21 protein-coding genes and 1 tRNA gene are annotated in these 23,463 nt (G+C 58.1%); 16 read left to right on the top strand and 6 right to left on the bottom strand.

Annotation, left to right across the window (positions count from 1 at the left end):
- Window positions 1-5 precede the first annotated feature (5 nt).
- Both H8F22_RS04870 and H8F22_RS04865 read left to right on the top strand, forming a co-directional pair.
- A complete protein-coding gene (locus H8F22_RS04870) occupies window positions 6-956 on the top strand; it encodes an alpha-E domain-containing protein (protein WP_027922515.1) in 951 nt (316 codons plus the stop codon).
- A complete protein-coding gene (locus H8F22_RS04865) occupies window positions 953-1,762 on the top strand; it encodes a transglutaminase family protein (protein ID WP_027922516.1) in 810 nt (269 codons plus the stop codon). Before H8F22_RS04870 ends, H8F22_RS04865 begins: the two co-directional genes overlap by 4 nt.
- A 122-nt stretch (window positions 1,763-1,884) precedes the next feature.
- Here the strand turns inward: H8F22_RS04865 and H8F22_RS04860 are convergent, their stop codons facing one another.
- Window positions 1,885-2,706 carry a c-type cytochrome gene (locus H8F22_RS04860; protein ID WP_027922517.1) on the bottom strand — a complete coding sequence of 274 codons (822 nt, stop codon included), beginning with the start codon at window positions 2,704-2,706 and terminating at the stop codon, window positions 1,885-1,887.
- Window positions 2,707-3,299: 593 nt separating this feature from the next.
- Between H8F22_RS04860 and H8F22_RS04855 the strand changes: the two genes are divergently transcribed.
- The 3 genes from H8F22_RS04855 to H8F22_RS04845 all read left to right on the top strand — a co-directional run bounded on the left by H8F22_RS04855 (window position 3,300) and on the right by H8F22_RS04845 (window position 7,495).
- Window positions 3,300-4,505 (top strand): acetyl-CoA C-acetyltransferase, encoded by a 1,206-nt coding sequence (locus H8F22_RS04855; protein WP_027922518.1) that lies wholly within the window; start codon window positions 3,300-3,302, stop codon window positions 4,503-4,505.
- 27 nt (window positions 4,506-4,532) lie between these two features.
- Window positions 4,533-6,677: a 3-hydroxyacyl-CoA dehydrogenase NAD-binding domain-containing protein gene (locus tag H8F22_RS04850; protein ID WP_194939801.1), complete on the top strand. Its 2,145-nt coding sequence runs from the start codon at window positions 4,533-4,535 to the stop codon at window positions 6,675-6,677.
- A gap of 95 nt (window positions 6,678-6,772) precedes the next feature.
- A complete protein-coding gene (locus H8F22_RS04845) occupies window positions 6,773-7,495 on the top strand; it encodes an amidotransferase (protein ID WP_027922520.1) in 723 nt (240 codons plus the stop codon).
- Between the two features lie 85 nt (window positions 7,496-7,580).
- On the opposite strand, the gene H8F22_RS04840 is transcribed toward H8F22_RS04845, so the two are convergent.
- The 3 genes from H8F22_RS04840 to H8F22_RS04830 all read right to left on the bottom strand — a co-directional run bounded on the left by H8F22_RS04840 (window position 7,581) and on the right by H8F22_RS04830 (window position 10,327).
- Complete coding sequence (locus H8F22_RS04840) at window positions 7,581-8,552, bottom strand: magnesium and cobalt transport protein CorA (RefSeq protein WP_027922521.1); 972 nt, start codon at window positions 8,550-8,552, stop codon at window positions 7,581-7,583.
- A gap of 148 nt (window positions 8,553-8,700) precedes the next feature.
- The gene (locus H8F22_RS04835; RefSeq protein WP_194939800.1) at window positions 8,701-9,423 is read right to left on the bottom strand and encodes a 1-acylglycerol-3-phosphate O-acyltransferase; all 723 of its coding nucleotides are present in this window, start codon (window positions 9,421-9,423) and stop codon (window positions 8,701-8,703) included.
- Window positions 9,424-9,637: 214 nt separating this feature from the next.
- A complete protein-coding gene (locus H8F22_RS04830; RefSeq protein WP_027922523.1) occupies window positions 9,638-10,327 on the bottom strand; it encodes a crotonase/enoyl-CoA hydratase family protein in 690 nt (229 codons plus the stop codon).
- A 308-nt stretch (window positions 10,328-10,635) separates the two neighbouring features.
- Here H8F22_RS04830 and H8F22_RS04825 point away from each other — a divergent pair.
- From H8F22_RS04825 to H8F22_RS04785, 10 genes are all read left to right on the top strand, one after another.
- Window positions 10,636-10,725 (top strand) — tRNA-Ser (locus H8F22_RS04825).
- A 243-nt stretch (window positions 10,726-10,968) separates the two neighbouring features.
- On the top strand, window positions 10,969-11,802 hold the full coding sequence (locus tag H8F22_RS04820) for an oxidoreductase (protein WP_027922524.1): 834 nt from the start codon (window positions 10,969-10,971) through the stop codon (window positions 11,800-11,802).
- A 22-nt stretch (window positions 11,803-11,824) separates the two neighbouring features.
- Window positions 11,825-12,763 carry an AraC family transcriptional regulator gene (locus H8F22_RS04815; RefSeq protein ID WP_027922525.1) on the top strand — a complete coding sequence of 313 codons (939 nt, stop codon included), beginning with the start codon at window positions 11,825-11,827 and terminating at the stop codon, window positions 12,761-12,763.
- A 51-nt stretch (window positions 12,764-12,814) separates the two neighbouring features.
- Window positions 12,815-14,143 (top strand): serine hydrolase domain-containing protein, encoded by a 1,329-nt coding sequence (locus H8F22_RS04810; RefSeq protein ID WP_194939799.1) that lies wholly within the window; start codon window positions 12,815-12,817, stop codon window positions 14,141-14,143.
- A 27-nt stretch (window positions 14,144-14,170) separates the two neighbouring features.
- Window positions 14,171-14,491, top strand: a complete 321-nt coding sequence (locus tag H8F22_RS04805) for a YbjQ family protein (RefSeq protein WP_027922527.1) — start codon at window positions 14,171-14,173, stop codon at window positions 14,489-14,491.
- Between the two features lie 177 nt (window positions 14,492-14,668).
- Complete coding sequence (locus H8F22_RS32545; RefSeq protein WP_027922528.1) at window positions 14,669-14,857, top strand: hypothetical protein; 189 nt, start codon at window positions 14,669-14,671, stop codon at window positions 14,855-14,857.
- Between the two features lie 336 nt (window positions 14,858-15,193).
- Window positions 15,194-15,565, top strand: coding sequence for a hypothetical protein (locus tag H8F22_RS04800; RefSeq protein ID WP_027922529.1), 372 nt, complete (start codon window positions 15,194-15,196; stop codon window positions 15,563-15,565).
- Between the two features lie 114 nt (window positions 15,566-15,679).
- Window positions 15,680-16,153, top strand: a complete 474-nt coding sequence (locus tag H8F22_RS04795) for a glycine zipper domain-containing protein (protein WP_050590149.1) — start codon at window positions 15,680-15,682, stop codon at window positions 16,151-16,153.
- Between the two features lie 122 nt (window positions 16,154-16,275).
- The gene (locus H8F22_RS04790) at window positions 16,276-16,458 is read left to right on the top strand and encodes a hypothetical protein (protein ID WP_027922531.1); all 183 of its coding nucleotides are present in this window, start codon (window positions 16,276-16,278) and stop codon (window positions 16,456-16,458) included.
- Between the two features lie 98 nt (window positions 16,459-16,556).
- Window positions 16,557-16,769 (top strand): hypothetical protein, encoded by a 213-nt coding sequence (locus tag H8F22_RS04785; RefSeq protein WP_059181332.1) that lies wholly within the window; start codon window positions 16,557-16,559, stop codon window positions 16,767-16,769.
- A 456-nt stretch (window positions 16,770-17,225) separates the two neighbouring features.
- On the opposite strand, the gene H8F22_RS04780 is transcribed toward H8F22_RS04785, so the two are convergent.
- Together H8F22_RS04780 and H8F22_RS04775 are read right to left on the bottom strand one after the other, a co-directional pair.
- Window positions 17,226-17,645 carry a hypothetical protein gene (locus H8F22_RS04780; RefSeq protein WP_032833448.1) on the bottom strand — a complete coding sequence of 140 codons (420 nt, stop codon included), beginning with the start codon at window positions 17,643-17,645 and terminating at the stop codon, window positions 17,226-17,228.
- A complete protein-coding gene (locus H8F22_RS04775) occupies window positions 17,642-22,498 on the bottom strand; it encodes an RHS repeat-associated core domain-containing protein (protein WP_194939798.1) in 4,857 nt (1,618 codons plus the stop codon). The genes H8F22_RS04780 and H8F22_RS04775 overlap by 4 nt, the downstream gene beginning before the upstream one ends.
- A gap of 252 nt (window positions 22,499-22,750) precedes the next feature.
- On the opposite strand from H8F22_RS04775, the gene H8F22_RS04770 reads away from it, so the two are divergent.
- Window positions 22,751-23,446, top strand: coding sequence for an HAD-IA family hydrolase (locus H8F22_RS04770; RefSeq protein ID WP_027922536.1), 696 nt, complete (start codon window positions 22,751-22,753; stop codon window positions 23,444-23,446).
- Window positions 23,447-23,463 lie beyond the last annotated feature (17 nt).

The following is a 23,463-nucleotide window of genomic DNA, read 5'->3' as shown; positions in this document are numbered from 1 at the left end:
CTGCCATGTTAAGTAGAACTGCCTCGGATTTGTATTGGATGTCGCGTTACCTGGAGCGGGCGGAAAACCTCGCACGGATGCTCGACATCAGTTATTCGCTGTCGCTGATGCCGCAGGATGGTCGCGGCAACGGGCTGCACGAACTCGCCATGCCGCTGCTGATCACCGGCACCCTGGACGATTACCTGGAGCGCCACGGCGAGTTGCATGCCGAACGGCTGTTGCATTTCTTCGCCCTCGATGCGGCCAACCCGGCGAGCATCTACAGCTGCCTCGGTTCGGCGCGAGCCAGTGCCCATGCGGTGCGTGGGCGAATCACCGCCGACATGTGGGAAAACATAAACGCCACCTGGCTGGAAATTCGCGGGATCGCCGAACAGGGCTTGAGCCGCTATGGCATGAGCCGTTTTTGCGAGTGGATCAAGGAACGTTCCCACCTGTTCCGGGGCGCGTCCTACGGCACCATCATGCGTAACGATGCGTTCCGCTTCATTCGTCTGGGGACGTTTATCGAAAGGGCCGACAACACGCTGCGCCTGCTCGATGCACGCTACGAAATGGCCGGCGATCAAGCCGAAGCGGTCAGTGACAGCACGGCGCACGCCTATTACCAGTGGAGCGCCTTGTTGCGAGCGCTGTCGTCGTTCGAGGCGTACACCGAGATCTACCGCGACGCCCCCGGTGCCCGGCATGTGGCCGAGTTGCTGTTGCTGCGCGCGGATGTACCGCGTTCCTTGCGCGCGTGCACCGAAGAAATCGACCAGATTCTCGCCAGCCTGCCGGGGGCCAACGGCCGCCCCGCGCAGCGCCTGGCCGCCGAGATCGACGCACGCCTGCGCTACACCGGCATCAACGAAATTCTCGACGAAGGCCTGCATGCCTGGCTGACCGAATTCATCCCGCTGGTGCGCCAGTTGGGCAACGCCATTCACAGTTCTTACCTGGAGGCTGCATGAGACTTTCCATAAGCCACGAAACCACCTATCACTATGAAGATCAGGTGCGGGCGAGCATCCAGTATTTGCGACTGACACCCCATGACAGCGAGCGCCAGCACGTGCTCAGTTGGCAACTCGACCTGCCGCGCCCGGTGCGCGCGCAACTCGATCCGTTCGGCAACATCCTGCATGTACTGACCATGGACGAGCCGCACGAGGCGATCATCATTGGCGCCCGTGGTCAGGTGGATATCGATGAACTGCGCGAAGCCGAACATGAGAGCCAGTCGGCGCTGCCGTTCCTGCGTTTCACCCGGCTGACCGAAGCCGACGAAGCCTTGCGAGCGTTCGCGCAAAAGGAATGCAAGACCCGTCGGGATCGCACCGCACTGATCGACTTGATGCATGGCCTGAACCAGCACATGACCTACACGCCAGGCTCGACCGAAGTCGACACCAGCGCGGCCCAGGCCTTTGCCGGACGTTCCGGCGTCTGTCAGGACCATACCCATGCGTTTCTCGCCTGTGCGCGAAGCCTGGGCATTCCGTCGCGTTATGTGTCGGGTTATCTGTACAGCGAGAACAGCGAACACCTGGCCAGTCACGCCTGGGCGGAAGCCTGGCTCGATGATGCGTGGTACAGCTTTGATGTGACCAATGAATTGGCCCGGCCCGAGCGCCATTTGAAGCTTGCCGTGGGCCTGGATTATCTGGACGCCTGTCCGGTACGCGGAATGCGCCGGGGCGGCGGGTGTGAGCAGATGCATGCGAAGGTGTTTGTGTCGCCGACGCCGATGCCGGTTATCTCCGTCCAGCAACAATAATCAGGCGCCTTACAAATCCCTTGTAGGAGTGAGCCTGCTCGCGATAGCGGTCTGCCAGTCAGCAAATCTGTAACTGACGCACCGCTATCGCGAGCAGGCACTCCTACAGTGGGGGATGGGTATCAGGGCTTAATTTTGCGCCCGGCCATGTGCTTCAAATACCCCACCAGCATGTCCAGATCCGCATCTGGCAATACCTGCGCCGTAAACCCCGGCATCTTCGCCTGCGGCCACTGGCGCAAGCTCTGCGGATCACGGATATAGCGCTTCAAGAACTCCGCCCCGAAATACTCGGTCGGACTAAACGGAATATTCAAATCCGGCCCGAACTGCGCATCCCCGGCACCGTTCAATCGATGGCACGCCAGGCAGTTCTTCTGAAACAACGCAAAGCCTTGATTCACCGGATCGCCCGCCTTCAACGCCGGATCAGGCAGCAGGGCAGGGAAGCGCGCAGCGACCGGCGCCAGGCGCTTGATGCTGGACACCTGAAACGGCCATTGTTCCGGGCTGATATTGCCGGCCTGCGGATCCGTCCAGACCAGATAAAACGGCCCGGCCCCCGGCTTGCCTTCTGACAATGCCGGCCAAGGTTTGGCCGGGTCTTCAATCGCCAGCCACGCCCGCGCACCTTGGGTGTTGAGCAAAGGCGCCGCGGCCAACTCGGCGGCAAATCCGTCCAGCGCCACGGCTTGCAAATGGTCATCGGGCTTGATGCCGGTCAACAGCGCCGCCAGCGGCACCGCTTGATAACTCATGTCCCGTTTGTAGGAAACGTCGTCGGCAATATGGAGGGTCTGGACTTGCGGGTGCTTGAGCAGTTCTTCGGTCTGCCAGGTGCGAGTGGTCGCGCCCAGCTCGAGGTTCAGCTGTGCGGCAAACAGAGGCGTGCTGAGCAGCAAGGCCCCGAACAGAATGAGCGTTTTCAATAGATCGCCGTCCATGTCGTGGAAGTGCCCAAAGGTTGGCACACCCACGCTGGCCCGGGTAGCGGGCCAGTCACATTTTTAGAATGACGATATAAATACCTGACACCGTTTTCTTTTACCGACTAGCCAATCACCTTGGTCAGATTCGGCAAAATCAACAATAGCGTGGTGGCGAAAAGAATGAGCCCGGCTTGACGTACTTTCGAATGTTTGAACATGGCTTGACCGCCTTTTTTGTTATTTCCTGATGCCTGCCTGCATATCTCCATGACGGCAGAGCGTTGCACTTCCTGTCAGACGAGTGCCTCGGCAAAACCCGACGACAACTTCGTACACTTCACCTTAGAGCCCGCGTCACTCGTGACTTAGATCCATTTCGTATGGAACTATCGACAAATGCTCTTAAAAAGCATGAGGCCTATTGCCAGCTTCTTGGGCGCCCTTTTGCTAGACAGCTCCGTGTCCTGAATCGGTTAATCCCATCGCTCACTACCGTCCGTCTGAGCACGTCAGTCAACGTCAGTGAGCACTGCGGTCATTGAATCCGCGGCGGCCCGGCATAAGAGTGAGCACTCAGTATTTACTCACCGCCCAGGTTCGAGGACGTCATGACCCAAGCTTTGATTTTCGACGCGTTACGCACGCCCCGTGGCAAAGGCAAGGCCGATGGCGCCTTGCACAGCGTCAAACCGGTCAATCTGGTGGCCGGCTTGCTCACGGCGCTGCAACAGCGCACGTCGCTCGATACCAGCCAGGTCGATGACGTGGTGCTCGGCTGCGTGACGCCGATTGGTGATCAAGGCTCCGATATCGCCAAAACCGCGACCCAAGTGGCGGATTGGGACGTCAGCGTCTCGGGCGTGCAGATCAACCGCTTCTGCGCTTCGGGGCTTGAAGCGGTGAACCTCGGCGCGATGAAGGTGCGCTCCGGTTTCGAAGACCTGGTGGTGGTCGGCGGTGTCGAGTCGATGTCTCGCGTGCCCATGGGCAGCGACGGTGGGGCTTGGGCGCTGGACCCGGAAACCAATCTGCACAGCCATTTCACACCGCAAGGCGTGGGCGCCGACCTGATTGCCACCCTCGAAGGGTTCAGCCGTCAGGACGTGGATGCCTACGCGCTGCACTCGCAACAGAAAGCGGCGCGGGCACGGGCGAACGGTTCGTTCAACAAGTCGCTGGTGCCGGTGCAGGATCAGAACGGCATCATCTTGCTCGATCACGATGAGTTCATTCGCGCCGACTCCACCCTGGAAGGCTTGGGCAAGCTCAAGCCGAGTTTCGAGATGATGGGGCAAATGGGCTTCGACGCCACGGCGTTGCGCGTCTACAGCCATGTCGAACGGATCAATCACGTGCACACGCCGGGCAACAGCTCCGGGATCGTCGATGGTGCGGCGCTGATGCTGATTGGTTCCGAAGCCAAGGGCCGGGCGCTTGGCCTGCAGCCTCGGGCGCGGATCGTTGCCACGGCGGTCACCAGCACCGATCCGACCATCATGCTCACCGGCCCGGCGCCGGCTACCCGTAAAGCGCTGGCCAAGGCCGGGCTGCGGGTGGAAGACATCGACCTGTTCGAGGTCAACGAAGCGTTCGCCTCGGTGGTGCTCAAATTCATCAAGGACATGGCCATCGATCCGGACAAGGTCAACGTCAACGGCGGCTCCATCGCCATGGGTCATCCGCTGGGCGCCACGGGCTGCGCGATTCTCGGCACGCTGCTCGATGAGCTGGAAACCCGACGCCTGCGCTATGGCCTGGCGACGTTGTGTGTCGGTGGCGGCATGGGCATTGCCACCATCATCGAACGCCTCTGAGCCCCCGACTTCCAAGGAAACATGTTCATGACTGAAGCCATTCGTTACGAAAAGGGTCAGGACCGGATCGTTGTCCTGACCATCGACATGCCGGGCCAGAGCGCCAACACCATGAACGCGGTCTACCGCGAAGCCATGGCCGACTGCGTCGCCCGTCTGGTCGCTGAAAAAGACAGCATCGCCGGGGTGATCATCACCTCGGCGAAGAAGACGTTCTTCGCTGGCGGCGACCTCAATGAACTGATCAAGGTTGGCAAGCCAGAGGCCAAAGCGTTCTACGACATGGTGCTGACCCTAAAAGGTCAATTGCGCACCCTGGAAACCCTCGGCAAACCGGTGGTGGCCGCGATCAACGGCGCCGCATTGGGCGGTGGTTGGGAAATCTGCCTGGCGTGTCATCATCGCGTGGCACTGGACAATCCATCCGTGCAACTCGGCCTGCCGGAAGTCACCCTCGGCTTGCTGCCGGGCGGCGGCGGGGTGGTGCGCATGGTGCGGATGCTGGGCATCGAGAAAGCCTTGCCGTATCTGCTCGAAGGCAAAAAAGTCCGGCCACAACAGGCGTTGCAGGCCGGGTTGATTGACGAGTTGGCGAAGGATTCTGATGAACTGCTGAGCAAGGCGCGGGCCTGGATTCTGGCCAATCCGACAGCGGTACAACGTTGGGACGTGAAGGGTTATCAGATCCCCGGCGGCACCCCGTCCAGCCCGAAAGTCGCGCAGATGCTCGCCATCGCGCCATCGATCCTGCGCAGCAAGACCCAAGGCTGCATGCCTGCGCCGGAGAAAATCCTCTGCGCGGCGGTTGAGGGCGCCCAGGTGGATTTCGACACTGCGCACCTGATCGAAACCCGCTACTTCACTGAGCTGACCACGGGCCAGGTCTCGAAAAACCTGATTGGCACTTTCTGGTTCCAACTCAACGAGATCAATGCCGGCGGTTCGCGGCCGCAAGGTTTTGCGCCTTGTGTGACGCAAAAAGTCGGGATACTCGGCGCCGGGATGATGGGCGCGGGCATCGCGTTTGTCAGCGCATCGGCAGGCATCGAGGTGGTGCTCAAGGACATCACGCTGGCGGCGGCGGAGAAGGGCAAGGCCCATTCGGCAGCGTTGCTGGACAAGAAAGTCGCGCGCGGCCAGATGATTGCCGAGCAGCGTGAGGCGATTCTGGCGCGGATCCGTACCACGGAAAACGATGCCGACCTGGCGGGTTGCGACCTGATCATCGAAGCGGTGTTCGAAGATCGCGAGCTCAAAGCCAGGGTCTCATCGGCTGCGCAAACAGTCGTCGGGCCGGATGCGGTGATCGCTTCCAACACCTCGACGTTGCCGATCAGCGGCCTGGCCACCGCGGTGCCGGACCAGAGCAAATTCATCGGCCTGCACTTCTTCAGTCCCGTGGAAAAAATGCCGCTGGTGGAAATCATCAAAGGCGCCAATACCAGCGACGAAACCCTGGCTCGAGGCTTCGATTTCGTCCTGCAAATCAAGAAAACCCCGATCGTGGTCAACGACAGTCGCGGCTTCTTTACCTCGCGGGTGTTTGGCACCTTCACCAACGAAGGCATCGCCATGCTCGGCGAAGGCGTCAGCGCGCCGATGATCGAGACCGAAGCACGCAAGGCCGGCATGCCCATCGGGCCGCTGGCGATTTCTGATGAAGTTTCCCTCAGTCTCATGAGCCATATCCGTCAGCAAACGGCCAAAGACCTGCAAGCCGAAGGGAAACCGCTGACAGAGCATCCGGCCTTTGCGGTGATCGACTTGCTGCTCAACGAATACAAACGCCCCGGTAAAGCGGCAGGAGGCGGTTTTTACGAATACCCGGCCGCTGGCCAGAAGCATCTGTGGCCAGAGCTGAAAAGCCGTTTCGAAAAGCCTGACGGGCAGATTTCGCCCAAGGATGTGCGTGATCGCCTGCTGTTCGTGCAAGCCATCGAAACCGTGCGCTGTGTGGAGGAGGGTGTGCTGACGTCGACGGCGGACGCCAACGTCGGTTCGATCTTCGGCATCGGTTTCGCGGCCTGGACCGGCGGTGCACTGCAATTCATCAATCAGTACGGCGTGCAAGACTTCGTCGCCCGCGCCCAATACCTGGCCGCGCAGTATGGCGAACGCTTCAATCCGCCAGCGTTGTTGCTGGAAAAAGCCGCCAAAGGGGAGACGTTTTAAGGGACCGGTGACGCTTCGCGGGGCTTGCCTTGGAACGGTGTTTCGAGGCAGGCTCTGGGGTGTGCATTATTCCCATCACGTGTCAGGTATTTTTTATGTCGTTACGCATCTGCATTCTGGAAACCGACATCCTGCGTCCAGAATTGGTCGACCAATATCAGGGCTACGGGCAGATGTTCAAGCACCTGTTTTCGCAGCAACCTATCGCGGCCGAGTTCACGGTCTACAACGTGATGCAGGGCGAATACCCAAGCGATGACCTGACCTTCGACGCTTATCTGGTCACCGGCAGCAAGGCCGATTCCTTCGGCACCGACCCGTGGATCGAAACCCTCAGGAAATACCTGCTGACCCGCTACGAACGCGGCGACAAACTCTTGGGCGTGTGTTTCGGCCATCAGTTGCTGGCGTTGTTGCTGGGCGGCAAAAGCGAACGTGCCACCCAAGGCTGGGGTGTCGGCACCCACAGTTACAAACTCGCGGCCAAGGCGCCGTGGATGAGCCCGGTCAGGGAAGAGTTGACCTTGTTGATCAGCCACCAGGACCAAGTGACGTCGCTACCGGAAAACGCCACGGTCATCGCCTCCAGCGATTTCTGCCCGTTCGCGGCTTATCACATCAATGATCAAGTGCTGTGCTTCCAGGGTCATCCGGAATTCATTCACGACTATTCGCGAGCGCTGCTGGACATTCGTCAGGAAGCGCTGGGCGAGCAGATCTACTCCAAAGGCGTGAAGAGCCTTGAGCATGAGCATCATGGCGCTACGGTAGCGGAGTGGATGATGCGGTTTGTGGCGCACAAGCCAGAAACGGTTTAAAACCTGATTCAAGCTCGCACCCACAATGGAGATACCCTTGTGGGAGCGAGCTTGCTCGCGATTGTCACTGACACCTGGGTAGTGGCTACAACCACCCCGACTTCTTGAAACTCGCCCACAAACTTGTGCATCCCACCGCAATAAACCCCAACACCCCGAAGTACCCGTAGTGCCACGCCAGCTCCGGCATGTTTTGAAAGTTCATCCCGTAAATCCCGGCCACCGCCGTCGGAAACGCCAAAATCGCCGCCCACGCGGCAAATTTGCGCTGCACCACGCTCTGGCGTGAAGCCTCCAGCAACACCCCCACCTCAATCGTCTGGCTGGCAATGTCGGCCAGGGTCGTCAGGTCTTCCATCTGCCGCGTCACGTGAATCTGCACATCCCGGAAGTACGGGCGCATGTTCTTGTCGATGAACGGGAAGCTCAGTTTCTGCAATTCCTCACCAATCTCCACCATCGGCGCCGCATAACGACGCAGGCGCAATACGTCCCGGCGCAGGCCGTGCAGTTTCTGGATGTCATGTTCATTCAACGCACTGCACAACACGTTGCGCTCCAGCTCATCGATCTCGGCGTGGATCGCTTCGCCCACGGGCTGGTAGTTTTCGATCACAAAGTCGAGGAGGGCATAGAGCACGAAGTCCTCCCCGTGTTCAAGCAACAACGGGCGCGCCTCACAGCGTTGCCGGACATAGGCATAGGACGCCGAATGACCATTGCGTGCAGTGATGATGTAGCCGTTACCGGCAAAGATATGCGTCTCGATGAACTGCAGTTTGCCTTCGTTACGAATGGGCGAATACGTGACGATAAACAATGCGTCGCCAAAGGTTTCGAGTTTCGGCCGGCTGTGTTTTTCCAGGGCATCTTCGATGGCCAGTTCGTGCAGGTTGAACTGGCGTTGCAGGTTGGCCAGCTCCTGGGCGTCCGGCTCTTCGAGGCCGATCCAGACAAAGTGGCCGGGTTTTGCGGCCCAGGCTGCGCCCTCGTCGAGGGTGATGTTGGTGACTTTCTTACCGGCGCTGTAAACCGCAGCAGCAACAACTCTACCCATGATTCAGGTTCACTTCTTATTAGCAGGTGGCAGTGGCAGGCAATCTTCAGCTTAGCCTTGTCTGATGCTTCAGAGTGAGCGAACTCTGCAGAGTTCGAAGGTGAAAGTTCGAAGGCAAAAGAAAACCCGCACCAGGCGGGTTTCTTTTTTAAGCGGCTTGCAGTTGCCGATCCATCGAAGCGATGCACTCGCGCATCTGTTCGCGGCACTGGGCCATCAGCAGGGGTATGTCGTCCAGACTCAATCCTGCTGTCGGAATCGCCGGCAGCGAGCGAATCAGAATTTTCCCACTGCGCCAGCGGTTCAATCGCATGTGTTTGACGTAACTGCTGACGCACACGGGCACGATTGGTACGCCGGCAGCAATCGCCATTTGGAACGCGCCTTTCTTGAACGGCAGCAACTCTTCGCCCAGGTTGCGCGTGCCTTCCGGAAAGACCCAGATCGACGTGTCTTCATGCTGCAAGGTGTGCGTGGTGGTCAACATCGACTGGCGCGCCTTGTGCGCATTGCCGCGATCGATCAACACGTTGCCGGCCAGCCAGAACAACTGCCCGAACAGCGGCACCCACTTCAGGCTCTTTTTGCCGATGCACACGGTACGGCGGGGCACCACGTTGCCGAATACAAACAGGTCGTAGTTGGATTGGTGATTGGCGATGATCACGCAGCTGTCAGGCTTGTTCATCAACGGCCCGACATCGGCCTTCACCCGTAAACGCAAAATACACATCGCCGGCCACGCATAGAGACGTGCGCACAAACGGCTGTTGTCCGGGTTGAACGGGCGACACAGGCCCAGAATCACCCCAAGCACACCGGCCAGAATAAAGTGCAGGCCCATCAAGAACATACGAAACACAAACAGCATTTACAGGCCCCACCGGGACAAAAGGTGGCGCAGTGTACGGATGTGCACTGTTTTCGGCAATTGCCGCTATAGAGGAGGGAGATAGGCGATGTTTGTGCGCATGTTTCCGACTTGTGGGTCAGACGCGTTCTAGAGCGGTTACAGACTTTTCAACATCATGGGTAAGAAAAAGCCCGACTCGACGGTCGGGCTTTTCAACGCTGCGAGTCTGGGCTTAACCCAAGTGTTGCTGATCGAGGATGATTGCGTTATCCAGCGTCTCCAGCAGCGCCTTGCGTACTTTCAACTTGGTGTTCTTGTGCGCGGTCATGTTGATCTTCTTCAATTGACGAGCGGCTGCCAGCGCGGCGCCCTCCAGCTCTTCGGCCGAGACCACCACGTCGAGGAAACCTGCGTCTACGGCGCTCTTCGGAGTGAACATCTCGCCATTGATCACCGAGCGATGCAGCGCAGCCTTGCTCAGGCGATCACGGGCAATCTCGATACCGGCGTGGTGCATGGTCATGCCGATCTGCACTTCGTTCAGACCAATGCTGAACGGGCCATCAACCCCAATGCGGTAATCCGCCGACAACAGCAGGAACGCACCCTTGGCCACGGCATGCCCAGGGCACGCCACGATCACCGGGAACGGGTGCGACAGCAGGCGACGGGCCAGCGTCGAACCGGCAGTGACCAATGCCACGGCTTCTTTCGGACCGGACGTCATCACCTTCAAGTCATAACCACCGGACAGAATCCCCGGCGTACCGGTAATGATCACCACCGCACGATCAGTCACTGCCTGATCCAGCGCAGCGTTAAACGCGGCAATCACGTCGGGCGAGATGGCATTGACCTTGCCATTGCTCAGGGTCAGGGTCGCGATACCGTCTTCGAGATGGTAGGAAATCAACTCACTCATGACGCTATTCCTTGTATGAAAGTTGGGGCAGACGTTACCCACCGCGACAGGCCAGGTAAAGCGCCGTGACTGACCCGCCAGTCACCCTTTCCCCGCCGCACAAGCGTAGCCCGCCACATCCGCGGCGCGTTCCCTTCTATATAGAAGCAGGCGCGAAGCCGGAGATTGGCAGGTTTGCCATGACGCCAAACCCGGTGGAACGACTAAAACGCTAAGCGCATGAAAATTCTGCAAAAAAAGTTTGCCATCGGAAAAGGTTTCGACTACATTAGCGCGCCTCGACAGACAGAACTTGTTTGACGAGATACGGTGAAGTGTCCGAGTGGCTTAAGGAGCACGCCTGGAAAGTGTGTATACAAGAAATTGTATCGAGAGTTCGAATCTCTCCTTCACCGCCAAATTCGATGTAACCAGAACCCCTGATTTCGAGAGAAATCAGGGGTTTTGTGGTTTCCGGGGGCTGAAAAAGAGTCTGGCCAGTGACCCATCGAAAGCGCACGACAAACAACTGCCGAATGGCTAACTGCGCCCACCTCACTCTTGCCCCTGATACGAATAGGCAATGCTCGAAGACAAATCGGCATAGGTCGCCTGGTTTGCGATAGCTACCATGGCACCACACCTACTTGTCGGAGATGGCCATGATCAGCAGAAAAACCCTCTTCATCACCGGGGTCAGCAGCGGCTTCGGCAACGCCCTGGCGCAAGAAGCGCTTGCAGCGGGCCATCGCGTCATCGGCACCGTTCGCAGTGAAAGCGCGTTGCAAGCTTTTCAGGCTCTTTCCCCGGACAGTGTTCATGGGGTCATCCTGGATGTAACGGACTTTGATCGCATCGACAGCGTCATAGCGGAGGTTGAAGCAAACCACGGCCCGGTCGATGTATTGGTCAACAATGCCGGCTACGGACATGAGGGCATCCTCGAGGAGTCGCCGCTGGATGAGATGCGTCATCAGTTCGACGTCAATGTCTTCGGCGCGGTAGCGGTGATCAAGGCCTTCCTGCCTTATTTCCGCAAGCGTCGGGCCGGTCACATTCTCAATATCACGTCCATGGGCGGCACCATCACAATGCCGGGTATCGCCTACTATTGCGCCAGCAAGTTTGCTCTCGAAGGTATCTCGGACACACTCAGCAAAGAGCTACGGCCTTTCAATATCTTCGTCACGGCGGTGGCACCTGGCTCGTTTCGCACTGACTGGGCAGGACGTTCGATGCAACGCACGCCGCGAAGCATTGCCGACTATGACGCCAGTTTCGACCCGGTACGTAAGGCACGCGAAGAGAAGAGCGGTAAACAGCTGGGCGACCCGCGAAAAGCAGCACAAGCGATGTTGCAGGTCATTGCCAGTCCGACGCCGCCTGCGCACGTGTTGTTGGGTAGCGATGCATTGAGCCTGGTGCGTGACAAGCTTGCCAGCGCTGCCAGTGAAATAGATCAATGGGAAGCGGTGACCCGTTCAACCGATGGCTGATCGGCAAGTACAGGGAGCATTAATGACTCAGGTCGACTCACGCACCTCGCGCATGGTGCAGTTGATGGAAAAGCTCGCTCCGGTTGAAGGCTACAACCTGAGCGCGCTGGAGGACGTGCGCTTTTTGCGTTCAAACCGCCCGCTGACCCGCACTCCGGTTTTGTACGACCCCGGCATCGTGATCCTGTGCCAAGGACGCAAGCGCGGGTATCTGGGCGATGATGTCTACCTTTACGACGCCCAGCATTATCTCGTGGTCTCCGTCCCCGTTCCGTTCACCATGGAGACCGATGCCAGCGAAGCGGAGCCGATGCTGGCGGTTTACATGCGCCTGAACTTCCAGCTGGCCAGCGAGTTGCTGCTGCAAGTCGATGAAGCACTAGGACCCAGTGATGCCCAGCCCAAAGGCATGTACGCGTCGCCAATGGACGACTTGTTACGTACCTCGACGCTGCGTTTCCTTGACGCCATGAGTCGACCGGGTGATGCGCACATACTCGGCCCGTCGCTGATGCGGGAAGTCTACTACCGCATCCTGACGGGCGAGCAGGGTGGCTCAATGCGCGCTGCGCTTAATCGCCAGGGGCACTTTGGCAAGGTCACTCGGGCCATCCGCAAGATCCACAGTTGCTACCACGAGCACCTGGATGTGGAGTCCCTTGCCCAGGAAGCAAGCATGAGCGTGCCCAGCTTTCACCTGCATTTTCGTAGCGTGACGGACTCGTCTCCGATGCAATACCTCAAGTCGACGCGCTTGCATCAGGCTCGATTGCTGATGTTGCATAACGCGATGACCGCTTCGGCTGCGGCGTTCAATGTGGGCTACGAAAGCGCCTCGCAATTCAGTCGCGAGTTCAAACGCTTCTTCGGCCGAACGCCCCAGGCTGAGATTGAGTGGATGAAGGCGACCTATGCGTTGCCTGCGCCGTCCACGCCATCCTTTTATGTTTCGTCGCATTAGTGATAAGTCGGGACTGCTAGACTGCCGAACCCCTCGAATGGAATCGACACAATGCCTCACCTTCGCGCTGTTCACCGCCGCACTGTCAGGTCCATCACTGCGGTGTTGGCATGCGCCCTGTCACCACTCGTCACCGCAACCACATTCCCCGACGCCGAAGCCAGTGACCCCGCCAAACTGGGCTGGATGGTCGGTTCGCCACCTCCTGCCGATCGCACCGTGCGCTTCGAGGACGGCAGTTACTTCCAGTTCCCGGCTATGCGCTGGAGCGTTTCGAACTTCCGGCAGCTCATGCCGACAATCAACGTTTCACGAGGCCTCGGCGCCCCGGTCCCGCTGACTTCTGCGCTGCGCAACGATATCGATGCCGTCAGCTTCACGCCGCTTGGCGCAACGCAGGCGATGACCTGGAATCAATCCCTCGCCGCCACTTACACCGACGGAATTGTGGTGATGCACAGGGGCAAGGTGGTCTATGAGCGCTACTTCGGTGTGCTGAAACCCGAAGGTCAGCACGCGGCGATGTCAGTGACCAAATCCGTGGTCGGCACGCTGGGTGCAATGTTGGTGGCTGAGGGGCGAATCGATGCGAACAAGCCTGTCGCCGATTACGTTCCCGAACTGGCGGCCTCCGCGTTCGGCAACGCCACGGTACGTCAGGTCCTCGACATGACCACCGCGCTCAAATACAGCGAAGACTATGCCGACCCGAATGCCGAAGTCTGGGCGCACGCAAAGGCCGGCAGTCCATTGCCCAAGCCCAAGGACTACACCGGGCCGCGGAGTTACTACGAGTTTTTGCAGACCGTTCAACTGCAAGGCAAACACGGCAGCGCGTTTGGCTACAAGACCGTCAACACCGACGTCCTCGGCTGGATCATCGCCCGAGCGACCGGCCGCAACGTTGCGCAGTTATTATCGGAGCGCATCTGGAGTCGTTTGGGCGCCGAGCAGGATGCCTATTTCACCGTGGACGCCATCGGCACGCCGTTTGCTGGCGGTGGCTTGAACACCGGCTTGCGAGACCTCGCCCGGTTTGGCGAGATGCTGCGCAATGACGGCCAGTTCAACGGCCAGCAGATCGTGCCCAAAGCCGTCGTGGATGACATTCGTCGTGGTGGCGACAAACAGGTTTTCGCCAAGGCCGGTTATGACTTGTTGAAGGGCTGGAGTTACCGCTCGATGTGGTGGGTGACGGGCAAGGAGGGCGGGGCATTCATGGCGCGCGGCGTTCATGGCCAGCGCATCTATGTCGATCCGAAAGCCGAGATGGTGATTGTTCGTTATGCCTCGCACCCGGTTGCCAGTAACTCGGCGAATGATCCGGTGACGCTGCCGGCGTTTGATGCGTTGGCCGCGTTTTTGTCCAAGTTGCCTTGATTCGCTGTTTATAAAGAAGGAATTCCTATGATCACCACCACAACCCACGCCATCGAAGGCCGTCAGATCACCGCCTACCTGGATATCGTCAGTGCCGAGTCAGTGCAGGGCGTGAACGTTATCCGCGACGTGTTTGCCGGGATGCGGGATTTTTTCGGTGGGCGTTCTCAGACGTTGGAGCGGGCGTTGAAGGAAGCGCGGATTCAGGCGACTGACGAGATCAAGGAGCGGGCGCGAGCGCTTCAGGCGGACGCCGTGGTAGGGCTCGATTTTGAGATCAGCATGCCGGCTGGCAAGGGCGGGATGGTCGTGGTGTTTGTGACGGGGACAGCGGTCAGATTGAAGTGATTCGATTTGTTTGATCGCGAGGTGTTTTATCGGTCGCAGCGCGGGCCATTCGTCGGGCACGCAACAATCTGAATTACAAGTCCGGTAATGACCGACTAGTCTCAAAAGCCTTGGTGGTCGATATTTTTCAGGCAAATGGCTTTGCCGGTGTCGACCCTTTTTGAGAGGGGAAGAGGTATGGCTGATCCGTATATCGAAGACGACGGGGCTGAATTTCCAATCAACAATTGCGTTAAATGCGGCCAGACAGAGTATGTGGCGGGCTTCGGGGAAGACCCGGTCCAGGTCGGCAAAGTGAAATCCACCGTGCCCAGAGGGCCGAAGTCGAAATTTCTACCGAGAGTGGCAGCGCCTTCCAGGAAGTAACCGTTAACCGCACAAACCCCGCCATTCAGCGGGGTTTTTCGTTGTTGCAGCACCCATTGTCGGTTGAAAACCCGGCGGCAGACGCTCGGTGGTGTTGGTCGTTTGTTTTTTCACAAACTTTTCACAGCATCGCCCGTAGGCTCAAACCATCCGTTAGAAAGCAGTACCTGGCCCGTTCCCCAGCGGGCTTTTTTTTGCCTGCCATAAAACCTTTTCCATAAACGCTGTCCAACCGTCGCTAATTGCGAGGTGCGGAGGTTTTTGTGTGGACGTTTCGTGCGCTAAAGCATTCAATCCCCGCCTTTCATTTATCTCCCTATTTTTGAGGTTTTCGTCATGCGTTTAACTCTGCCTGCACTGGTTCTTGGGCTTCTGGTTGCTCAAGGTGCGATGGCTGCCAGTGATGGCACCGCGGCAATTGGCGGCGGTCTGGGCGGTGCGCTGGGTAATGTGGTCGGCCAAAGCATGGGCGGCAGCACCGGCGCAGCGATTGGTGCGGGCGTAGCGGGCGCAGCCGGCAGTGCTGTTACAGCACGCAAAGGCCACCGTACTTCCGCTGCCATTGGTGGTGGCGTTGGCGCGGCCGGCGGTTCGGTGATCGGCAACAGCCTGGGTGGCAAGAGCGGTTCCACCATCGGCGCTGGTTTGGGTGGTGCTTTGGGCGGCGGCGTTGGCAGCAACCTGGCCAACGGTCACAAGCGTCACTGATCCTGATCGATCAGCATCGAAGAGCCCGGCTAAACGCCGGGCTTTTTCGTTAATGAACGATTCTTTGACCCAAGCCTCAAAGGTCGTATACCCCCGTAGAATAAGAGGCTTCCCATGACTCCGGTTAACAACGGCAAAAAGTGTAGAAACATCATTGCTCGACGTTTGGTGCTGTCTGCGTTTGTGGTTGGACTGTTCGCGGCTCAAGGTGCAATGGCGGCCGGCGACGGCACCGCTGCAGTGGGCGGCGGTCTGGGTGGTGCGTTGGGTAACGTCGTCGGCGGACAATTGGGCGGCAGCACAGGCGCCGCTATTGGCGCGGGCGTTGGTGGTGCGGCCGGTAGCGCAGTCGGGGCGAGTAAAGGCAATCGCAACGAGGCGGCTATTGGCGGTGGTTTAGGTGCAGCAGGTGGCTCAGTGGTTGGCAACAGCCTCGGCGGCTCGACCGGTTCGACCATCGGCGCGGGCCTTGGCGGTGCCGCGGGTGGTGCAGTCGGGAACAACCTGGGCGACGACGGCAACAATGGCAGCTCACATTCCGGCCACGGGAACGGTCACAAGCATAAGCACAAAAACAAGCATCACTAATACGCTCTCGAATAGAAACCCGGCCTGGTGCCGGGTTTTTTGTGTCTGCAATTCGCAAACCGGAACGATTGGCCACAGGCGGTCTCGAACTTCATACACCCCCCAATAATGCGAGGCATGCCATGACGCCAGAAACCGAAGGCAAAGAACAAAAAGGCCCAAGCGGACTTCCATTCATCAACGACCCTGGCAATGAAGATCCGGGTTCACTCATGGACGACGCCACGGTGCCCCTCAACGACTCTGATGACGCGGGCGATGTGGGGAACCTCGAGTACGAAGAAGAGGATGAAGACGTAGATTGATGTGTTTTGTTTAACCGATCGTCTCTCTGATCGAACACCACCCTGCATCACCCCTCGAACTATCAGGGCCTGCTTTTCAGGCCCTTTGAGAGGTGCTTATGAACGCTGATCCGAAAGACACCGACACCGACGACACACCTGAATATCCGCTGCCGTCACCGACCGATTCGTTGAGTCGTGATCAACGTCCGCCCGATGACGATACGGCGGTGGAGCAAGTGCCTGACGATGATGTGAGGCGCGGTGATGTCGAGGCGGACCCTGAAGATCCGGACATTGCCGGTGAGGATTACTCAGGCGAGCCGAGCTGAGTCAAGCCGCTCGTCGGTTGTGTGGCACCTTTAAAAACAGAGCGCTGCCAGATCAGGTATGCACCTTTTTTAAAGGAGATGCGTCATGGTCAGTTCAAAATTAACAGCCCTGATCATTTCGGGGCTGTTGTCTGTCTGCTCATTGAGTGCGTTTGCTCAATCCAATGGGAATGATGCGCCTGTGGATAAAGGGGGGATGCCTCCGTCGACTGAAATGAATGCGAATTCTGCTGATGGTGATGCGTTGCCGCCGGGGAGTATTAATGGTGGGAATGGGGGGGATGCGAATGGGAGTAGTACTAGTCCGGGGAAGGGGAGTGGGGCGGTAAGTGGTGGGAGTGGGGCTGGAGGATCGGACAGCTCTGGAGAAGAGGCTGATGGGAGAAAGAAAGAGACTGGTAGTTAAAGCGGTAAAAAGCCCGGGTAATGCGCCGGGCTTTTGGTATTTAGTTACGACTAGTCCTCATCGTGGGTTTTTTCAGTCTCAATCCATTTTCTATAAAAGGCTCGCTGTTTGGCTGAGTCGTTAGTTAAGTTGTGTTCATCGTAATCGAATATGTAAATCACGTCATCGAATGATGAGGCTTTACCTAAAGTTAATTCGTATGCTTTCAATCCAAGAGACATCTGTGATGACATGCTGGACGTATGAACATTTACTTTTGATCCTTTGCATAGGAATTTTATTCCAGTGTTGTCTTCTCTAGTGCGAGCGAAGCATCTATAAAAATCAGAGTCAGAATAGGTTTTAGATAATCCGTTTTGCATCGTGAATATGATGGTTACATCTCCGTTTCCAGCTTTATTGTCGCATGTCAATCGAGCCGTTTCTTTAAGTCCATTGTTTTCAATCGTTATTTCTACTGTCCGTATCATTTTTTAATTCTCCTGTTAGGGTTTGGTATGGAATAACCAAAGTCTTTGCCATTATCAAGAATTAGGGTTGCTCCAAGTACATCCTCTTTTTCAATGCGGCTTGGAATGGCAATTTCTTTTTCTCTACCAAACTCGTACAAAGATCCTAGTTCTATATTTAGATCGTGTCCGGGGATTTTGTTGAGTGTATATAGATAGCCCGGTTTTGTGTTGTATTCAGTGGCGAAAAATTTCCCGGCTTCCCTAGAAGTGGATGTGCTAATAAAATTGCTCGGTGGATCCCGACTGTCTAATGAGTGTAGTAGTAGGTCGTTGCTTTTTCCTTTGCTTTTAAAACCATTTTCAAATACATCGTGAGGCTCCCTTTCGTCTCCGCGATATAAGAAGTCGTCCTCTTTTTTGGGTTTTGGTAATTGGGGTTCACGATTTTTAATCGCTACCTTACTGGCCGGATCCTCCTCCCCAAACGCCGGCCTCTTACACCCATCCCCCCCAGGACACTCATTCAACCCCAACGGATCAACCCATCCTGTCGGGTTCCGCGTGTACTGATACCCGTTCAACCCACCCGCTAACCCACTCGGGTCCGGCGTCAAATACCGTCCCAGATCCGGGTTGTAATAACGATGCCGGTTGTAATGCAGCCCTGTCTCCGCGTCGAAATACTGCCCTTGAAACCTCAACGGTTGATCCAGCACCTGATGGGTATCGCGATTCAACCGGGTCAGGCGGCCGTAGGCGGTGTATTGCGCGGCCCAGATGATGTCGCCGCTGTAGTCGGTGAGTTCTTGGGGGGTGCCAAGGTGGTCGAGTTGGTAGTAGAACGGGCAGGCCTGGCGTGGGCCTTTGCCGTCGAGCATGGCGAGTGGGCGGAAAGTGCCGGGTTCGTAGAGGTAGCTGCGGTGGTGGTCCAGGCTGTGTTCGGCGATGAGCTGGTCGCCTTGCCAGAAAAACTCGGTGGTTTTGCCGTCGACGGTTTTGCGGATGCGGCGGCCGAAGGCGTCGTAGCGGTAGGTCGCGCAGGTGCCGTTGGGCAGCGTGGCGCTGATTAACCGGTGTTGGCAGTCGTAGTGGTATTCGGTGACGAGTTTTTGCCCGGTGCCGCGGCGTTCGCGGATCAGGTTGCCGAAGGCGTCGTAGTCGAAGTGGCGGTCGCCTTGCATCAACAGGCGATTGCCTTTGATGGCGGCCGGGCCGGGGCGATCCTGCATCAGCAGATTACCGGCGGGGTCGTGGGCGAAGCTTTCGGGTTGTTGGTCGCGGGAGTGGCGGACGCGGATCAGGCGGTTGAGCGGATCGTATTGGTAGTTGCGTTGGCCATGGCGGGTGTCCGCGAGGGTGTCGAGGTTGCCGTTGGCGCTGTAGGCATAATCGCGTCGATACAGCGATTGCTGGTGTTGGCTGACGGCATGGGCCTTCAGACGACCTTGTTCGTCGTGGTCGTACTGGCTGTGTAACAAGCCTTGCTGGCGCTTTAGTTCGCGGCCGAATTGATAGGTGTGGCTTGTGAGCCGGGTGCCGTTGAGGTCGATGGCTGTCAGTGCACCACCCTTGGCGCGGTGGTAATCGATTTTGCTGTTGTCTGGCAGGCGCAGGTGGTTGAGTCGACCGCACGCGTCGTAGCCATAGCGCAATGTGGCCCAGCTCTGGTGTTCTGTGATCAGCCGGTTCTGAGTGTCGTATTCGAATTCCAGTGGGTGATCGTGGTTGTCGTCGACACTGACCAAGCGGCCCAGGCTGTCGTAGTGGTATTCGACGTTGCTGCCGTCGGGCAGGGTTTTGATCAGCAGGCGACCGGTTGAGTCCCGTTGGTAACGGGTCATCAGTTGCGAGCCGTCATCGCCGAACTCGATTTTTTCCAGCAGATGACCATTGAGGTCGTAGGCATACGCAGTGCGTCGACCGTCAAATCCGACTTCCTGTCGGATCAATCCACTAGCTGTGTAGTCCAGTCGATAGTGTTCGCCGGACTCGTTCTCGATTTCGGTCAGCAGAAGCCGTGCGTTGTCATAGCGATAGTGCAGATGCGTGCCGTCGGGGTTGATCCGGCGGCTGACCAGGTGCAGGTCATCGTCGTACTCAAAGCGCGTGACACGCCCCAATTCATCGCGTTCGGCGGTGATTTTGCCGTAGGCGTTGTAGCTGAAGGCTCGGCTGGCACCAGTAGGAAGAGTCGTCTGGAGCAGTCGGCCAACGGCGTCCCATTGGTAGTGAGTGACAGCGCCATGTTCATCCTGACGGGTAATCTGCCGTCCCAGAGCGTCGTAGGAAAACCGCCGCTGACCGCCGTCCGGCAAGGTCTCCTCGATCAGTTGCCCGATAGCATCCCGAACGAAAACATGACGACTGCTGTCCGGAAAACGGATCGATGCCAGTTGTCCTTGAGTGTCGTAGTGGTAGTGAGTGACCTGGCCGTCGGGGTCGATGGATTCGGTGACATCACCCTGAGCGTTGCGTTGATATTTCCATACCGCCTGACCGCGATAACGCGCATGCAGGAAACCGTTGCGGTATTCGTAGGACGTTGGCTCATCTTCAGGTGGAATCAGCGCAATCAGCCGCCCGAGATCGTCGTAGCGGTATTGAGTAATGGCCCCCAACGGCCCCTGTTCGGCAATCAGCTGACCCTTGTGGTCATAAGTCTTGAGGTGCTCGGCGCCATCCGGCCCGACCCGGCGCACCAACCGCGCCGTATCGTCATGGACGTAAACCTCCTCGCTGCCATCGACGTTTTTAACCAGCACTGCGCCGTTGTCGTCCCAGGCATAGCGCGTATCCATTTGCGCGAACGTCGCCCAGTGCCTTGTGCATCGGGCCGCTTTGCCGGACCGCTCCCACTCCCAAAAAAAACTGGCCCCACCGGCCAATTGCCGCTGGAGAATCACGTGTCGGTCGTCGTAGTCGTACCGTTCGCTTTCCCCGGCGGCATTGGTCGCTTCGATCAGTCGCTGTCGGGCGTCGTAGCGGTAGGCAATCAGCGTTTGCTCGGTACGCCAGGCGTCAGCCGCCGTATCGGCGGGGTGAAACGACTGGTACTCGACGGCGACGATGTGCCGGCGCTCGTAGCGCAACAGCAGCGAACGACCGGCGCCGTTGTCGAGGCGCTGAATGCGATCCTGCCGGTCACGGGTGATGTGCAGCCTGTTGTTATAGGCATCGCTGATCGTGGTCAGCCGGCCATTGCGAAAGTGATAGAACCGCGCGGTTTCGCCAGCGAGGGCGAGCACCAGTTCTTCTGGTTTATCCCCTGAATAAATCGCCGCCCGCGACAGGCTGTTGTGAATGGCCGGGCGTTTCTGGCTGGGCAGCGGAAATGTCGTGCGGCGGTTTTCATGGTCGATCCAGACGACGTGCTCTGCGTTCAGCTCCAGCCGATGCGCCAGCGAATGACTCCAGCCCCAGCCCAGCCCGCAATCGATTTCCACCGCGCTGCTTCGGTACAACCGGGTGAACGCAAACGGCAACAAACCGTTGAGCGATCCATCGTCCAGAGTCAGCAACTCTTCGCCGGTGACCATCGACACCGGGCAGCCATTGGTGCAGGTCAGTGGCCCGCAATCGGCGCTGTCGCCGTTGGGGTTTTTCGCCTGCTCGGGGGCGTCGTCGCGCTGTTCGTGCCGGCTCAGGCGAGTCTTGGGTGCGGATTTGTTGCGAGCAATGGCGACCGGGTTGTTCACCCATACAACCGGTGCAGAGCCTGCACTGATCTGTAGTGGCACCGCAGGCGCAGGGTTCAGCGGAACAGTGCGGATATTGACCGCGAGGGGTTTGAATACGCCCGTATGGGGCGTCAAGTCGGATAGAGCGGCCAGGCGCAAACTCGCGGCTGCCAGCCATTTACGCGCTCGCTCCGATTTGATTTTGCCCAGCACCTTCGCACTGATACCGAACCTCAGCCCTACAGGCCCCGTGAAGCGTGCCAGCAGGAATCCAATCAATACCCCTGTACGAATTTCTGCCACAACTTCGGCGATGTGCTGCGGTGGCATCATCCGCAGCCAACTGGTGAACGCCGCCAGATGGATGAACATCAACGGCTCGTCACTCAACACCAGCAACAGATTGGCAATCGATTCAGCCGAGGCCTGCAGCAGCGTTTCAAGTTCTACTTCGGTCAGGTACTCAAGGAGTTTTTCGCTGTTGGCCTGCAGGTCGGTGATCAGCTCGTAAATCTGCTTCACGTCATCCCACAAATCGTTCAGCGACGTCTCAACACCGAGCCAGTCAGCTTGTTGCAACAGGCCGTAGCGCTTGAGGAATCCGGCTTGTGCATACTCGGCCCATGGCGCTTCGAATTCAGTCGTCCACTCATTGCGCAGCCAGTCTTCCAGGCCGTCGATGACGCCTTGATAGGAGGCGTAGAGTGCTTTGACATGATCGGTGGAAACATTCGGAAAGAAGGTGATGCGGTAACGTTGGCCGCGTTCGCACTTGGGGATTTCGAGAATGCCGCTGGGGCCGATCTCGTGGTTGACCGGCTCGCCATAGGTGCCATCAGCATTCAACGGCTCGAGCATCACCGGCGTATTGCCGATGGGGACGAATTGCGCCGCGTCGAACATGTGTACCAGCGTCAACGAGCCGCTGGCCGGGCACTCCCCGACGGTGGAGCTGACAGGCGCAGTGGAATGCTTTGGCGCGACCAGCCGGACTAAGTTGCCGACCTTGAACACCTGCTCGATATCCAGCGCCTTGCCGGTCCAGAAACTCTCCGCCCAGGCATCGTAGTCGTTGAGGCACAGTCGAAAGTCAGCCAGCAACCCTTCGACATTCGGCTGCTCAGGGTCCATGGCAGCGACCACCAGCAGTCCGATGGTGTTGTTCAAGGCCAGAACCTTGTCAGGTTCGAACATTCGCAGTCCCTCGCGCAGATCAGATGTGAGCGCGAGACTTTGCTTGGGATCAGCGGCTAAAGAAGTCGGGAAAAGAGGCGTTTTATGTAGGGAAAGTCGCTAAATGACGGTCAGCACTTTTTGTAACGGTCGGGCATTGCCCGTTGCTCAATGTCAGCCGCGCTCGCTATGCTGCTGAATCCTTTAATCGATCACGGACCCGGCCACACCTGCGCCGCCTCTGGGATGTCATTAGAAAACGGATCCGATGCGATGAATGCACCGCTCAATCAGTTCGGCCCGATCAAGGCTGTGATTTTCGACATGGACGGCTTGTTGCTGGACACCGAGGGCATTTACACCGAGGTCACGTCGCTGATTGCCGCGCGTTACGGTCGGGTTTTCGACTGGAGCATCAAGCAAAACATCATTGGCCGTGGGGCCGGTGATCTGGCGCGATACGTGGTCGAGGCGCTCGATTTGCCGATCACCGCCGAAGAGTTCCTGGTGATCCGCGAACCATTGATGCGCGAGCGTTTTCCTGCCGCGCTGGCGATGCCGGGTGCTGAGGAACTGGTGCGGCACTTGAAGGCCAACAACATTCCGATTGCCGTGGGTACCAGTTCCTCGCGTCAGTCGTTCGGGCAGAAGACCACGTTGCACCGTGACTGGTTTGCGCTGTTCGATTTCGTTGTGACGGCCGATGACCCGGAGGTCGGCGCAGCTAAACCGGCGCCGGATATTTTCCTCACCGCAGCGCGGCGCCTGGGCGTTGCGCCTGAGGACTGCCTGGTGTTTGAGGATTCGCCGTTTGGCGTCACCGCGGCGAAAGCGGCGGGGATGACCGCGATAGCGATCCCGGATGCAGCCATGGCGGATGAGAAATACGCACATGCCGATGGCATTCTTCGTACGCTGAAAGCGTTCACACCGAGCGCGTGTGGTTTACCCGCCCTCGAATGGGCTTAACGCACCCGTAAGCAAAA

The organism is Pseudomonas mucoides (genome assembly GCF_015461845.1).
GTDB lineage: Bacteria > Pseudomonadota > Gammaproteobacteria > Pseudomonadales > Pseudomonadaceae > Aquipseudomonas > Aquipseudomonas mucoides.
Note: the sequence above shows the minus strand (reverse complement) of the source record. Positions and strands in the feature narration are given on the sequence as shown.